The following is a 13,147-nucleotide window of genomic DNA, read 5'->3' on the forward strand; positions in this document are numbered from 1 at the left end:
CCATTCAAGAGTATATTTATCTTTTTCCTAGATGTTCCTTTATTCGTTCTCCTTCAGACCTTTCTCCATTGCTTTCCAAGCAAGCGTCGCGCATTTGATGCGCGCCGGAAACTTCGAAACACCTTGAAGAGCCTCAATATCCCCTAAATCGATATCCTCATCATAATCCTTGCCCTGCATGATGTCAGAGAAGATATTTGCCATTTTAAAGGCGGTTTCTACATCTTTCCCTTTAATTGCTTGCGTCATCATGGATGCAGATGCCATGGAAATTGAACATCCTTCACCATCAAACTTGGCATCGACCACCTTGCCATCCTCCACTTTCATGGTTAAATGGATTCTGTCGCCGCAAGTAGGATTGTTCATATCCACAGTAAGGCTTCCTTCTTCAAGATTGCCTTTATTTCTAGGATTTTTATAATGATCCATTATGACTTGTCGATAGAGAGTATCTAAGTTATTAAAAGACATCGCTGAAGTACTCCTTTGTTTTGACCAGTCCTTTTACAAGACTGTCAATATCTTCTTCCGTGTTATATAGATAGAAGCTCGCACGTGCTGTAGCAGAAACGTTAAGCCATTTCATCAACGGCTGTGCGCAGTGGTGGCCCGCCCGGACGGCAATTCCTTCTGCATCCAGTACGGTCGCTACATCATGTGGATGGACATCATCCAAATTGAACGTAATCAATCCTGCACGATTTTGAGGATCTTTCGGACCGTAAATCGTCATTCCCTCGATTTGGGACATTTGATCAAGAGCATATGCCGCGAGCTTATGTTCATGCTTTTCTATTTCATCCAGTCCGATATCTTCCAGAAAATCGATGGCAGCTCCAAGACCAATCGCACCTGCGATAATCGGCGTTCCGCCTTCGAACTTCCAAGGAAGCTCCTTCCAAGTGGACTCTTGCAGGCCGACGAAATCGATCATCTCTCCACCAAATTCTATCGGCTCCATTTTTTCAAGGTGGTGCTTCTTACCGTACATGACTCCGATCCCAGTCGGTCCACCCATCTTATGACCTGAAAACGCAAAGAAGTCACAGCCCAAATCCTGTACATCCACTTTCATATGTGGAGCACTTTGGGCACCGTCGACGACCATCACTGCACCATTTTGATGGGCAATTGCCGCGATTTCTTTAATCGGATTCATCGTTCCAAGGACATTTGAAACCTGCATGATCGAAACAATTTTCGTATTTGCTGTTACTGTTTCTTTTACATCCTCCGACGAAATCGTTCCATCTTCCTGAAGCGGTACGTATTTCAACGTTGCACCTGTTTGCTTGGCAAGCTGCTGCCATGGAATGATATTGCTGTGATGCTCCATGTAGGAGATGACGATTTCATCACCTTCACAAACATTTCCACGCCCATAGCTGGCAGCGATCGTATTGATTGATGTTGTCGTCCCTCTTGTGAAAACCACTTCTTCAGTAGAAGAAGCGTTGATGAATTTCCGGACCTTTTCACGTGCTCCTTCATATCCATCTGTTGCTCTGGTGCCCAATGTGTGAACCCCTCTATGCACGTTTGAGTTATAGCCTCTGTAATATTTGTCGATAGCCTCAATTACCGGAAGCGGTTTTTGAGAAGTCGCTGCACTATCTAAATAAACAAGCGGATGCCCATTGACTTCCTGATCGAGAATCGGAAATAATTTACGAATCTCTTTGGCATTCATCAGTTTACTTTCCTTTCAATGACCTCAACAAGCTGTTTCTTGACTCCCTCAATCGGCAATTGATTGACAACCGGAGCCAAGAAGCCATGGATGACAAGACGTTCAGCTTCCGCTCGGGATATTCCGCGGCTCATTAGATAGTACAATTGAACAGGGTCTACTCTTCCTACAGAAGCGGCATGCCCAGCTGTAACATCATCTTCGTCAATCAATAGAATTGGATTCGCATCCCCGCGAGCTTTTTCGCTCAGCATCAAGACACGTGATTCCTGCTCTGCGTTAGCTTTTGATGCACCATGTTCGATTTTTCCGATTCCATTGAAAATGGACGTTGCTGAGTCCTTGGATACACCATGTTTAAGGATATAACCTTCTGAATGTTTTCCAAAGTGGACAACCTTGGTAGTGAAGTTTTGTGTCTGGCTTCCTCTTCCCACTACAACTGTCTTCGTATCGCCGTAAGAACCATCGCCGATTAGATTAGTTGTATTTTCGGATACCGTATTTCCGTCGTTCATCAAGCCAAGCGCCCAGTCAATTCGGGCATCCCGTCCTGCAATACCACGGCGGTTTACATACGTGGTGACCCCCTTGGAAAGATTATCGACAGCTCCATATGCAACTTTAGCATTTGTGTTCGCGATCACTTCTGTCACGATGTTGGCAATGCCTTCTTCCACCTCGACAGTCGAAATATAGTTTTCCACGTATGTGACGCTGCTGTTATCATCTGCGACTACAAGAACATGATTGAATAATGCAGCATCGGCATCATCATGAACATATACCGCTTGGATCGGTTCTTTCACTTCCACATTCTTAGGGATGTATAGGAAGGCACCGCCATTAACCAATGCAGCATGTAGAGCAGTCAATTTATGTTCATCAACCTTGACGCCATCCTTCATGAAATACTTTTGAACAAGGTCTCCGTTTTCTTTCAGTGCAGTGATAATATCGGTGAAAATGACCCCTTGCCCTTTCAGCTCATCGGACAGTGAGAGATAGGATGGTGTATTATTTCTTTGTACATATAGGTTTTTGCTTTCACTCTCAAGATCAATCAATGATTTAGCTGCTTCAGGCAAGTCATTCAATGAAGCATATGCAGCACTATTCACAGAGTGCTTTGAAAATTGAGTGAAATTCCACTTGCCGATTTTCGTTTTATCTGGTTTTGGCATTGGCAGTTCATTTGCTTTTTCCAATGCATCTGTACGCAGGGTGGTAAACCAAGCAGGTTCACCTTGCTCCTTTGAAAAGGAGCTTACGTACTCCTGATCTACTGGTAGTTTCGTTTCTACAGTCATTTTTATCCCCCTAACGCTTACGCTTCTTGACCAACAGTTTCGTCTTCAATACCCAACTCGTGTTTAATCCAGTCGTAACCCTCTGCTTCTAGACGCTGTGCCAATTCTGGTCCACCGGATTTCACGACGCGTCCTTGCATCATTACGTGTACACGGTCAGGTGTAATGTAGTTAAGAAGGCGCTGATAGTGAGTGATGATCAAGCAGCCAAAATCTGAGCTGCGCATCTCATTGATTCCTTTAGAAACTACTTTAAGCGCATCAATATCAAGACCTGAATCAATTTCATCCAAGATGGCAATGCTTGGCTCAAGCATCATCAATTGAAGGATTTCATTACGCTTTTTCTCCCCGCCGGAGAAGCCCTCATTCAAGTAGCGCTGTGCCATATCTTGATCCATTTCAAGGAAATCCATTTTTTCATCCATTTTACGGATGAATTTCATCAATGAAACTTCGTCTCCTTCTTCTCTGCGGCTGTTCATTGCAGAGCGCATGAAATCGGCATTCGTTACACCGCTGATTTCGCTTGGGTATTGCATCGCCAAGAATAGCCCGGCACGTGCACGCTCATCGACTTCCATCTCAAGGACGTCTTTTCCATCAAGTGTAATGCTGCCTTTTGTTACTTCATACTTTGGATGACCCATGATAGCAGAAGATAATGTAGATTTACCTGTACCATTTGGACCCATGATCGCATGGATTTCTCCACCCTTTATCTCAAGGTTTACACCTTTCAATATTTCTTTTCCTTCAATTTCTACATGAAGGTCTTTAATCGTTAAAGTTGAAGCTGCCATGTTTATACCTCCGTTATCGTAAAAAAATAATGATTTTTGAGTGCTTATTCTCAATTTATTCTCATTACAATCTTATAACAAATGAAAAGTGATAGCAACTCTTTCACCATATCCCCAAAAGGGAATAATCACCTGTTTCAATGCTCATTAGTTTTCTCTATATTTAATCAATTGATGTGATGTATTCAACAGAAAAAAACCAGTGAAATTTCACTGGTTTTTACTTATTACTTCCTTATTATATATTAGCATGAACTTTACGATCAATGTCTGCAATCATTCTTCTGCTTTCACGGTAATCATTCTCTCTTCTTTTCTCTACTTGCATCCTTACATCATGCTTTCGTTTGTACACTTCATATCCTACTCCATGAGAACTTTGCATAGCCTTTTCCATTTCGTTTGTGTACTCCATATTAAGAGAGTTAATCTGGAATCAATCCTTTCAATTTTTTTACTTTTTCATTGTAGCAATGAATTGTGATTACGACAAAACCTTCATTACTCTATATAACCGTTTCAGCAGGAACAAAACATGATTCCAATAATTACATATGCTGTTTACTCAAAATCGAAAGAAATTCCTCCATATTCCTGACATGTACATTTTTCATAAAGCTCTTTTCGCAACGCTATTTTCGTAAAGGTTGCTATTCATTAAAGGTTGTGTAAGATTGATTTCCGCGGCAGGTCCTCTCTTTCCGAGGTCAGGCGGTGACCTTCCGGAGATGACTGCCCAAAAACAAGAAAAAGGCAGTCCATATATGACCAAACATATATTAACTGCCCCTTATGTTTATTGTTTAAGCTGATTCAATTCCGTCATGGCTTCCTGGACAAGCGTAACAGCTTGGCTCATTGCCGCTCCTCCGCCGAATGCCGCAGTCACACCGATTGCTTCCAATATTTCCTGCTCTGAGCACCCTTCATCCAAGCAGCCTTTTGTGTGATAAATAATGCAATATTCATCTTGGGAGTAAAGGCTGATTCCCAATGCAATCAACTGTTTATCTTTTTTCGTCAGCGTCCCTTCCTTGAAGCATTCCTGTGTAAAAGCATTATACGTCTGCGCCAAGTCAGGCATTTTCTCGGTGAATACACCCAATCCTGCTTTATAGTTATGAAGTGCGGTTTCAGTGGAATTACGGGATTGCATATCCATATCTGTCAGCTCCATTTCGAAAGTATTCAACGATAGTATGAAGCTTTTGCATGAAGAGTATTCATTATGGAGCGTGAAAAAGCGCATCGGTATGCCTCGATGCGCTTTCTGCTTTATTGTGTTTGGTTTCTATTCATTTGGTTGTGCAAGGTTGATTCGCGCGGCAGGATGCTCGCTTTCCAAGGGCCTCACCTTGTCCGTTAATCCGTCCAGAGTCTGGAACCTTCCGCTCTAATCAACATCAAGTAATGAATTACTTGCAGGAAAAACTTTTAAACGACAAACAACCTTAGAGTAAAACTTCTTTTTATTGTCCAGATACAGGCACAACTGCACCATGCCATTCTTTTAAGATGTAATCTTGGATTTCCTTGGAGTGCAGGACGTTTACCAGTGTCTTGATGTCTTTTTTGTTTTCATCACCTTTACGGACCGCAATGACATTTACATAAGGAGAGTCTTTATCTTCTAGTGCAATTGCATCCTTCGTTGGATCCAATCCTACATCGATCGCATAATTGGAATTGATGAGAACCGCATCCCCCTCTCCATTTTTATATGCCTGCGGCAGGAAGGACGCTTCGTATTGTGAGTCAAACTTCAAATGCTTCGGATTTTCTGCAATATCCTTTACGGTTGCTTTTACCTTATCCACACCAGGCTTTAATTTGATGAGGCCCTTCTTCTCCAGCATAGCCAGAATGCGGCCATGATCTGCGACAGAGTTGCTCATCAGGATCTTTGCACCATCCGGAAGGTCATCAAGTGACTTATATTTCTTGGAGTATACACCAATCGGCTCAATGTGAATGCCGCCCGCATTAGCAAATTTATATCCATTCTCTTTCATTTGGTCCTTTAAGTATGGAATATGCTGAAAATAATTGGCATCCAGGTCGCCGGAATCCAATGCCTTATTCGGCAAAATGTAATCTTGATATTTCACGATTTTTAGATTGATGCCTTTTTTCTTTAAAATCGGCTTTGCTTTTTCTAAAATCTGGGCGTGGGGCACATTCGACGCTCCGACAACGAGCTCGTTCCCATCCCCTTTTCCTTCTTTATTTCCGCAGGCCGCCAACGCTAATGCGATGACTGTCGAAATGATCAATAGTGTGACTTTCTTCATTATGTTTCCTCCTTATTATTTCGAACTTTTATGACTTATCTTTTATCTAATTTGGATGCGATGTAATCCCCAAAGAATTGGATGACAAAAACAATTAATAAAATAATGATCGTTGCCATAACCGTGACATCTTCCCGGCTCCTTTGAAATCCATCAAGGTAGGCAAGGTTTCCTAAACCACCTGCCCCGATCACCCCGGCCATCGCAGTGTATCCAACCAATGCGATTGAAGTAACTGTGATTCCTGAAACTAAGGCAGGCTTCGACTCGGCAAGCAACACCTTGAAGATGATGGTGCTCGTTTTTGCCCCCATCGATTTAGCAGCCTCGATTACTCCTTTATCTATTTCCCTGAGTGAGAGCTCGACCATTCTTGCATAAAATGGGGCTGCACCTACAATCAGAGCAGGTAATGCAGCATCTTCGCCGATGATTGTCCCGATCAATGCCTTTGTAAAAGGAATCAGTAAGACAATCAATATAATGAAAGGAATGGAACGAAAAACGTTCACGATCGCTGCTGTAATACTGTTTACCATTCGGTTTTCCCATAACCCTCCCTTGGATGTAAGAAATAATAGCAACCCTAATGCGATTCCAAGGAAGAAAGTAAATAGTACGGAGTATCCGGTCATATAGAGAGTCTGTCCCGTTGCTTCCCACATACGATCCCATTCTACATTCGGCAGTAATTTTTCAATCATCTTTGGATAACACCTCCACATCGACTTTTTGTTTGCTTAAATAAGAAATCGCCTTCTCGACAGTATTGTCATTCCCTTGTATTCCAACAAACAATGTGCCATACGATCCGTTTTGTGTCGGCGATATCTTCCCTTGCAGGATGTTGATGGAAACATCGTGGTCACGGATGAGTGACGTTATGATCGGCTGCTCGGTGCTTTCGCCGACAAAGGTCAATTTGACGATTTTCCCTCCCCTTTGCTGCTCCATCAGTATGTCGATTGTTTCTTTCATGTCGCTCTGGTCGGTTACTTGCTGGACAAATCGCTTCGTAATTTCTTGTTGTGGATATCGAAATACATCCAGTACCTTCCCTGATTCCACGACAGTACCATTCTCCATCACTGCAACCCGTTGGCAGATTTTCCGGATGACATGCATTTCATGCGTAATCAGCACTATTGTCAGCCCCAGCCTATTATTGATATCGACCAATAGATCAAGAATGGAATCGGTGGTTTGCGGATCAAGGGCTGAAGTCGCTTCATCACAGAGCAATACTTCAGGATCATTGGCAAGCGCCCTTGCAATCCCCACCCTTTGCTTCTGGCCTCCGCTCAATTGGGAAGGATAAGCCTGTTCCTTCCCCTCCAGACCGACCAATTTAATGAGTTCATCTACCCTTTGCAGTCTTTTGGATTTTGGCACACCGGCTATCTCCAGCGGAAAGGCAATATTTTCACGGACCGTCCTTGACCAAAGCAAGTTGAAATGCTGGAATATCATACTGATATCCTGTCTGACTTTCCTCAATTGGTTGCCCTTGATGCTCGATACTTCCTGTCCGGCAACCTCCACCTTACCTTTTGTCGGCCTCTCCAGCCCATTGAGCAATCGAATGAGTGTACTTTTACCTGCACCGCTATACCCAATGACACCGAATATCTCACCTTTTTCTATTTTGATATTGATATTGTCCAGTGCCGTAACATTACCTGATTGTGTATGAAAAATCTTTTTAACATTTTGAATATTAATCACATGAACCACCCGCTTCCTTACTAAACTTATCGTTATAATAGGGATTTAATAGAAAAACAATCATTATTCCAGGAAAATAAAAAATGCCTTTCTGCACACAAGCAGAAAGGCATTAACTATGTATAATCCTTTCTCTCATCTGCCAAAGCTCAGCACTTTGTGTGAATTGGCACCACTTCAACAGATAAACACCATTGATGGTTGCCGGGTTTCATAGGGCACATCCCTCCACCTCTCTTGATAAGAGCATGAAATCTATTAAATTATTAAAAGTATTTCGAATGTTAATTCATGTTTGTGATTTTAACATGCGGTAATATTCGTGTCAATGCAATTATTTTAAAATAATTGCATTGACAGAATTCTAGTAATACTTTCTCATCCTGTTTTATCAATTTCTCCAGAAGAATAGTCCCTGCAAAGCCATAGTACTGACTCAAGCAAAAGGAGATTTCGAAAAGATCCTTTCACAAGCCAGCCATCTCTTTTCAACAGCTTCATTAATTGAAGCTCTCCACATAAAAGTTCCATAAATGCCCGCTTTGTCAGCCAAATAGAAAAAGGAAATTCAGAATCCAGCACTTCTTCAAAATATAGCTTACTATTGCCGATCGTCAGTAAATATTTATGATTTTCTACATGAAATACGACCGTCAAACCATCCTTTGGCATTAATGTTTGGATATGCCTTCTTTCCTGGAAATTTTTGGAGATGGAATCGAATAGTGTTTGCATACATAACTCCCCTCTTTCTCATTAGTCATACAAACACTTCCATCAACTTTCACTAAATCCCTTTATATTTCCTACGACAATTACTTAATGCATTATCCATTTTTAGACAATTAAATTGAATACTTCATTCAAAAAAAACAATATTTCCTGAGAAATATGTCGCTGCAGAGCATTTAATGCTGAGCTATGGCTTTTTTTGCCTTTCACCTTTGCCACTTTTTTAATTCATCGTAAATATAAGGCACAGAATGAAACGCATATATTTTCTTTTTCACTTCCCCATTTTTTAAAATCACCAAACAAGGGACGCTTTCAATGGAGAATGCTTCAGCAAACTGCGGCATGTAATTCAAATCTGCTTTTCCAATCTTTTGGTCGTGCAGGATCGTTTCAACAACATCCAGCATTTTTCCGGCAACTTGGCATGTGCCGCACATAGGTGTATAAAAATATAAAAAAAAGTCTTCTGATGTTTCTATATATTCATTGATCTTATGATCATCCCATTGCTCCATGCTTCTTCAACTCATCCTTTTCTCAATAAATTCCGTTTTAACGTCGATATTTGCCCCTAATAAAACGGACGCAAGATGGTGCTCTGGCGCAGATGCCACTTCCTTATACATACGGTCGATATAAATATGCTCCGCTTCAGGGAATTCCCTTTTAAATTGTTTTCTCATCTTTTCGCCAGAATCATCTGCGTCAACAAGAATATAAACATCCTTTTCCAATAAATCATCTACAAGATCATCCAATTTTGACAAACTGATCGTCCCGTTTGTACAAATGATTCGAATATCTTCGTTTAAAATAGACTTCACTTTGCTTTTGTCGGTTTTGCCCTCGACAATAATGACTTTTTCTAATTTGGACGCCATATTCATCACCTTTTCTTTCTATGGGAGATGTAATAAAAGAGATATTCCTTGATGTTATTTTCCCCTTTTTCGGCAAGGATTGTCAAAAAGAAAGGCTGCTTTCGTAAAAATTGTTGTTATAATCCTTATACGAATTTTAACGTAAGGCTCTTTTCTTAAAGATTGTTATTTTTAACAGTTTTTCTTTAAAATAACTCATCATATGATTTTGAACGGCAAGTGCGAGACTCCGGAGAGAACAACGGGCCAGTTGGAAAAGCTGCAGGGCTTTGCACAGGGGCGACAAGCAAAAGACGATTCTGACACAAAGGCGTCCTTTGCCTTCTTGACAAAATTGGCTTATGGACCTCGCGAGCCCTCCTAAGTCCTGGATCTAGACAGGTGAGCCCTAGCAGCGAAGCGAGGAGAGGCAAGGCGGATATAACCTTTAATGAATAGCAACAAACTTTACGAATAGAGCATAGCGTAAAAATGGCTATTTTGTTCGTCGAATTATAGACTCCAGCTCCTTTCTCCCTATTTTGAGAAAAGAGCCAAAAGATAATAACAAAAACAAAAAAAAGACAGTGAAGGATATCACCGTCTTTCACGTTATATGAAATTTAGGCAGAAACTCCGGCCGCCTAACACCATCCGCCTTCATCACAGTCTGTGTATCTGGCTTGATCTCCTTCTGTTGCCGTATAATGTTGGTAAATCTTATTTTCAATCGCTTCAAAATTCGGTTCCATTGCCAAATTCAGTTCAATTCCCTCCGGCAATGACATCGTTCCTATAGACTGTCCATCGAGGTATAACTCGATTTGGTTATGTTTAAGTTTTCCTACTACTCTTTCCGTTACATCCATTTTCTTTGGATTTAATGCCATTTCGGGCTCTCCTGCCTTTCTATTGCGAGAATATGTTTAGGTTGCCCGAAAAAATAAAAGAAAAACAAAAAAGCTGACCCATTTTTCACCAATAAAAACGGCTAATGAACGGTCGTCAGCTATGTTTCATTTACGCTTCGTTAATCATTTCTTCATATTGCTCTGCAGACATCAAGCTATCCAATTCGCTTGAATCAGCAGGCTCAATCACAATCATCCAAGCTTTTTCATAAGGGGACTCATTAACAAATTCTGGGCTGTCGCTCAACTCTTCGTTTACTTCCAGAACTTTTCCGCTGACTGGTGCATATAACTCTGAAACCGTCTTTACAGATTCCACGCTTCCGAATGGCTCGTCCGCTTTCACTTCATCGCCGACTTCAGGAAGCTCAACGAAAACGATGTCGCCTAATTCAGATTGAGCGAAGTGAGTAATGCCGACGCGCAAATTTCCGCCTTCATCTTTTACCCATTCATGTTCTTCAGAATAACGCAATTCTTTCGGTGTGCTCATATGTATCCCTCCATAGCTTTTCTCCATTTTATATTCGCATAAATGCGATTACATTTGCAACAAAACATGCCCTTTTTTAAGACCATTTTTTTTCAAAATCATCTTCTTTAAATCCTACAGTTACATTTTTTCCATCCGTCACGATGGGACGTTTGATCAGCATACCGTCAGAAGACAGCAATTCCAGCAGTTCATCCTCTGAAGTGCCGCCGATTTTATCTTTAAGACCAAGTTCGCGGTAGCGCTGCCCGCTTGTATTAAAGAACTTCTTGATGTCCAGCCCGCTATTTTCATATATTTTCTTCAGCTCGTCCTTGGATGGAGGATTTTCAACAATATGTACTTCCTCAAATTGAAGCCCATGCTCTTCCATCCATTTTTTTGCTTTTCGGCATGTTCCGCATTTTGGATACCAGTAAAATGTCAAAGCCATTATCATCACCACCTTAACATAGGTTTACCAAACTTTTTCACAATAAACAATCCACATGAATTATTTCGACAACTATTGATCGATTCCCTTTTTAATATGTTTTTCATAACGCTCTTTTCGTAAAGTTTGTTGCTATTTTTCAAAAGTTGTGTAAGGTTGATTTCCGCGAAAGGTTGCTCGCTTTCCGAGGGGCGTGCCGTGAGCCTCCTCGCTTCGCTGCGGGGTCTCACCTGGCCCGCTGATCCCTCAGGACATTGAATATACTTCCACGAAATAACACCGCACGAAGAGAATGCGTGTGCATTTTCGAGGAGTCTCGCACCTTCCGCTCCAATCAACTTCATATGATGAGTTATCTTAAAGAAAAACAGTTAAAAACAACAATCTTTGAGAAAACAGCCTTTCATAAACCATATCCAATCATCAATAGCAATTTTCCTCAACTGTGCTGACTAATTGCTTCAACAGTGCCAGGGCGTCTTCCAGCTCCAATGAATAATGGCGCTGGGTGCCCTTTTGCTCGATGCTTACAATTTTTTGATCCCTCATGATTTTCAAATGATGAGAGACAGCTGGACGTGAAAGGGTGAGATGCTCTGTAATTTCATTGACGGTCAACGGCTCTTTTTCTGCCAATAATAAAATGATATCCTGTCGATAAGGATCACTTAACGTTTGAAATAGGGGGATACAGGCTCTAAATGTGTCGATTGCTTCCTTGCCCATACACATTCTCCTTTCCGTTGATTTATTTTCGTTCTTGAACTTTTCTTACAGTGGCTGTTACGGTTTTCCGCGGCAGGAAGCGAATCCCTGCAGCGAGAAGCTTGTTTTTTATGCCCGGAATAATGATGGACTTACTATTCATTAATCCATCTACCGCTTGGGCAGCTACTTTCTTTGCATCCATAACCCCGCTTGTGAATAACTTTGACTGGCCCAGTTCTGCCTTATCACTGAAGCCGGTTTCGGTTGGTCCCGGACAAAGCGTTGATACATGGACGCCAGTCCCGCTCAGTTCATTTTCAAGTGCTTCAGAAAAAGATAAAACGTATGCTTTTGTTGCATAATAAACCGCCATCAGTGGTCCTGGCTGAAATGCAGCTGTGGAAGCCACATTTAATATTTTCCCTTTGCCCCTCTGAACCATGTCTTTTGAAAATAGCTTTGACATAGCTGTAAGGGCTGACACATTTAATTGTATCATGTTCAATTCTTTATCAAGGTCGGTATCAGTAAAATCACCGAATAATCCAAATCCAGCATTGTTGATTAAAATATCGATTTGTATGTTCTCCCTTTTTAGCTCCTCATACAAATCCTGCGGCGCACCTTGTACAGATAAGTCCATACCTTTAACCAGTATTGTGTTATTGTATTTCTTTTCAAGGTCGTGCTTAATCTCTTCCATCTTTTCTTTGCTTCTTGCTGCCAATACGACTGTATGACCTTTTTGTGAGAAGATCTCAGCCATCTCGAGACCGATTCCATTTGAAGCTCCTGTTATTAACACTGTTTCTTTTTGCACGTTGATCACCTCTTTATTAGTTTAAACGTTTAAGTGTTTAAACATATAATATTACAGTTTTTTTAATAAGTCAAACTTACTGCCAACATAAAAAAATACCAGGCTTCTCCATTGGGAAGGACCTGGCATTTCTTCTTTTTACTCGACTCTTTTTGTAAAGTTTGTTGCTATTCATCAAAGTTTGTGCAAGGTTGATTTCAGCTGCAGGATGCTCGCTTTCCGAAGGACCTCACAAGAAGTGAGGTCCTTCGATATTGGCACAGGGCAAGGAACACTTCGGCGGCGGCACATCGCACCAAGAAGAATGCCTGGCATTTTCGAGGAATGTGCCGACATCCGCCAAATACCTCCTCGGCTTCGCCGGA

Annotated in this window: 16 protein-coding genes and 1 riboswitch; all 16 genes read right to left on the reverse strand. The window is 41.4% G+C overall.

The window, feature by feature from the left end; translation table 11 throughout:
- Nucleotides 1-39: 39 nt before the first annotated feature.
- Nucleotides 40-474, reverse strand: coding sequence for a Fe-S cluster assembly sulfur transfer protein SufU (gene sufU / locus D9X91_RS05435; RefSeq protein ID WP_121679570.1), 435 nt, complete (start codon nucleotides 472-474; stop codon nucleotides 40-42).
- Nucleotides 464-1,693, reverse strand: a complete 1,230-nt coding sequence (locus D9X91_RS05440; RefSeq protein WP_121679571.1) for a cysteine desulfurase — start codon at nucleotides 1,691-1,693, stop codon at nucleotides 464-466. Before D9X91_RS05440 ends, sufU begins: the two co-directional genes overlap by 11 nt.
- The gene (sufD, locus tag D9X91_RS05445; RefSeq protein ID WP_121679572.1) at nucleotides 1,693-3,003 is read right to left on the reverse strand and encodes a Fe-S cluster assembly protein SufD; all 1,311 of its coding nucleotides are present in this window, start codon (nucleotides 3,001-3,003) and stop codon (nucleotides 1,693-1,695) included. Before sufD ends, D9X91_RS05440 begins: the two co-directional genes overlap by 1 nt.
- 17 nt (nucleotides 3,004-3,020) lie before the next feature.
- Nucleotides 3,021-3,806, reverse strand: a complete 786-nt coding sequence (gene sufC, locus D9X91_RS05450; protein ID WP_121679573.1) for a Fe-S cluster assembly ATPase SufC — start codon at nucleotides 3,804-3,806, stop codon at nucleotides 3,021-3,023.
- Nucleotides 3,807-4,602: 796 nt separating this feature from the next.
- Entirely contained in the window at nucleotides 4,603-4,968 is a 366-nt protein-coding gene (locus tag D9X91_RS05455) for a carboxymuconolactone decarboxylase family protein (RefSeq protein WP_121679898.1), read from the reverse strand.
- Between the two features lie 307 nt (nucleotides 4,969-5,275).
- Nucleotides 5,276-6,097: a MetQ/NlpA family ABC transporter substrate-binding protein gene (locus D9X91_RS05460; protein ID WP_121679574.1), complete on the reverse strand. Its 822-nt coding sequence runs from the start codon at nucleotides 6,095-6,097 to the stop codon at nucleotides 5,276-5,278.
- Between the two features lie 35 nt (nucleotides 6,098-6,132).
- On the reverse strand, nucleotides 6,133-6,801 hold the full coding sequence (locus D9X91_RS05465) for a methionine ABC transporter permease (RefSeq protein ID WP_121679575.1): 669 nt from the start codon (nucleotides 6,799-6,801) through the stop codon (nucleotides 6,133-6,135).
- The gene (locus D9X91_RS05470) at nucleotides 6,794-7,822 is read right to left on the reverse strand and encodes a methionine ABC transporter ATP-binding protein (RefSeq protein WP_121679576.1); all 1,029 of its coding nucleotides are present in this window, start codon (nucleotides 7,820-7,822) and stop codon (nucleotides 6,794-6,796) included. The genes D9X91_RS05465 and D9X91_RS05470 overlap by 8 nt, the downstream gene beginning before the upstream one ends.
- A gap of 132 nt (nucleotides 7,823-7,954) precedes the next feature.
- A riboswitch (SAM riboswitch) is annotated at nucleotides 7,955-8,069 on the reverse strand.
- 131 nt (nucleotides 8,070-8,200) lie between these two features.
- Nucleotides 8,201-8,557: a hypothetical protein gene (locus tag D9X91_RS05475; protein ID WP_121679577.1), complete on the reverse strand. Its 357-nt coding sequence runs from the start codon at nucleotides 8,555-8,557 to the stop codon at nucleotides 8,201-8,203.
- Nucleotides 8,558-8,760: 203 nt separating this feature from the next.
- Complete coding sequence (locus D9X91_RS05480) at nucleotides 8,761-9,072, reverse strand: thioredoxin family protein (protein WP_121679578.1); 312 nt, start codon at nucleotides 9,070-9,072, stop codon at nucleotides 8,761-8,763.
- 6 nt (nucleotides 9,073-9,078) lie between these two features.
- Nucleotides 9,079-9,444: a toprim domain-containing protein gene (locus D9X91_RS05485; RefSeq protein WP_121679579.1), complete on the reverse strand. Its 366-nt coding sequence runs from the start codon at nucleotides 9,442-9,444 to the stop codon at nucleotides 9,079-9,081.
- A 617-nt stretch (nucleotides 9,445-10,061) separates the two neighbouring features.
- Nucleotides 10,062-10,307 carry a YusG family protein gene (locus D9X91_RS05490; protein ID WP_121679580.1) on the reverse strand — a complete coding sequence of 82 codons (246 nt, stop codon included), beginning with the start codon at nucleotides 10,305-10,307 and terminating at the stop codon, nucleotides 10,062-10,064.
- A gap of 130 nt (nucleotides 10,308-10,437) precedes the next feature.
- Nucleotides 10,438-10,821 (reverse strand): glycine cleavage system protein GcvH, encoded by a 384-nt coding sequence (gcvH, locus tag D9X91_RS05495; protein WP_121679581.1) that lies wholly within the window; start codon nucleotides 10,819-10,821, stop codon nucleotides 10,438-10,440.
- 76 nt (nucleotides 10,822-10,897) lie between these two features.
- Nucleotides 10,898-11,254 carry an arsenate reductase family protein gene (locus tag D9X91_RS05500; RefSeq protein WP_121679582.1) on the reverse strand — a complete coding sequence of 119 codons (357 nt, stop codon included), beginning with the start codon at nucleotides 11,252-11,254 and terminating at the stop codon, nucleotides 10,898-10,900.
- A gap of 423 nt (nucleotides 11,255-11,677) precedes the next feature.
- Nucleotides 11,678-11,980, reverse strand: coding sequence for an ArsR/SmtB family transcription factor (locus D9X91_RS05510; protein WP_121679584.1), 303 nt, complete (start codon nucleotides 11,978-11,980; stop codon nucleotides 11,678-11,680).
- A gap of 22 nt (nucleotides 11,981-12,002) precedes the next feature.
- The gene (locus tag D9X91_RS05515; RefSeq protein ID WP_121679585.1) at nucleotides 12,003-12,782 is read right to left on the reverse strand and encodes an SDR family NAD(P)-dependent oxidoreductase; all 780 of its coding nucleotides are present in this window, start codon (nucleotides 12,780-12,782) and stop codon (nucleotides 12,003-12,005) included.
- Nucleotides 12,783-13,147 lie beyond the last annotated feature (365 nt).

This window comes from Falsibacillus albus (assembly GCF_003668575.1).
GTDB lineage: Bacteria > Bacillota > Bacilli > Bacillales > DSM-25281 > Falsibacillus > Falsibacillus albus.

Coding starts and splice junctions, on each gene's coding strand:
- D9X91_RS05460 (WP_121679574.1), bottom strand. CDS start 6,097: ATGAAGAAAGTCACACTATTGATCATTTCGACAGTCATCGCATTAGCG.
- D9X91_RS05480 (WP_121679578.1), bottom strand. CDS start 9,072: ATGGAGCAATGGGATGATCATAAGATCAATGAATATATAGAAACATCA.
- D9X91_RS05510 (WP_121679584.1), bottom strand. CDS start 11,980: ATGGGCAAGGAAGCAATCGACACATTTAGAGCCTGTATCCCCCTATTT.
- D9X91_RS05500 (WP_121679582.1), bottom strand. CDS start 11,254: ATGGCTTTGACATTTTACTGGTATCCAAAATGCGGAACATGCCGAAAA.
- D9X91_RS05455 (WP_121679898.1), bottom strand. CDS start 4,968: ATGGATATGCAATCCCGTAATTCCACTGAAACCGCACTTCATAACTAT.
- sufU (WP_121679570.1), bottom strand. CDS start 474: ATGTCTTTTAATAACTTAGATACTCTCTATCGACAAGTCATAATGGAT.
- D9X91_RS05440 (WP_121679571.1), bottom strand. CDS start 1,693: ATGAATGCCAAAGAGATTCGTAAATTATTTCCGATTCTCGATCAGGAA.
- gcvH (WP_121679581.1), bottom strand. CDS start 10,821: ATGAGCACACCGAAAGAATTGCGTTATTCTGAAGAACATGAATGGGTA.
- sufC (WP_121679573.1), bottom strand. CDS start 3,806: ATGGCAGCTTCAACTTTAACGATTAAAGACCTTCATGTAGAAATTGAA.
- D9X91_RS05485 (WP_121679579.1), bottom strand. CDS start 9,444: ATGAATATGGCGTCCAAATTAGAAAAAGTCATTATTGTCGAGGGCAAA.
- sufD (WP_121679572.1), bottom strand. CDS start 3,003: ATGACTGTAGAAACGAAACTACCAGTAGATCAGGAGTACGTAAGCTCC.
- D9X91_RS05475 (WP_121679577.1), bottom strand. CDS start 8,557: ATGCAAACACTATTCGATTCCATCTCCAAAAATTTCCAGGAAAGAAGG.
- D9X91_RS05490 (WP_121679580.1), bottom strand. CDS start 10,307: ATGGCATTAAATCCAAAGAAAATGGATGTAACGGAAAGAGTAGTAGGA.
- D9X91_RS05465 (WP_121679575.1), bottom strand. CDS start 6,801: ATGATTGAAAAATTACTGCCGAATGTAGAATGGGATCGTATGTGGGAA.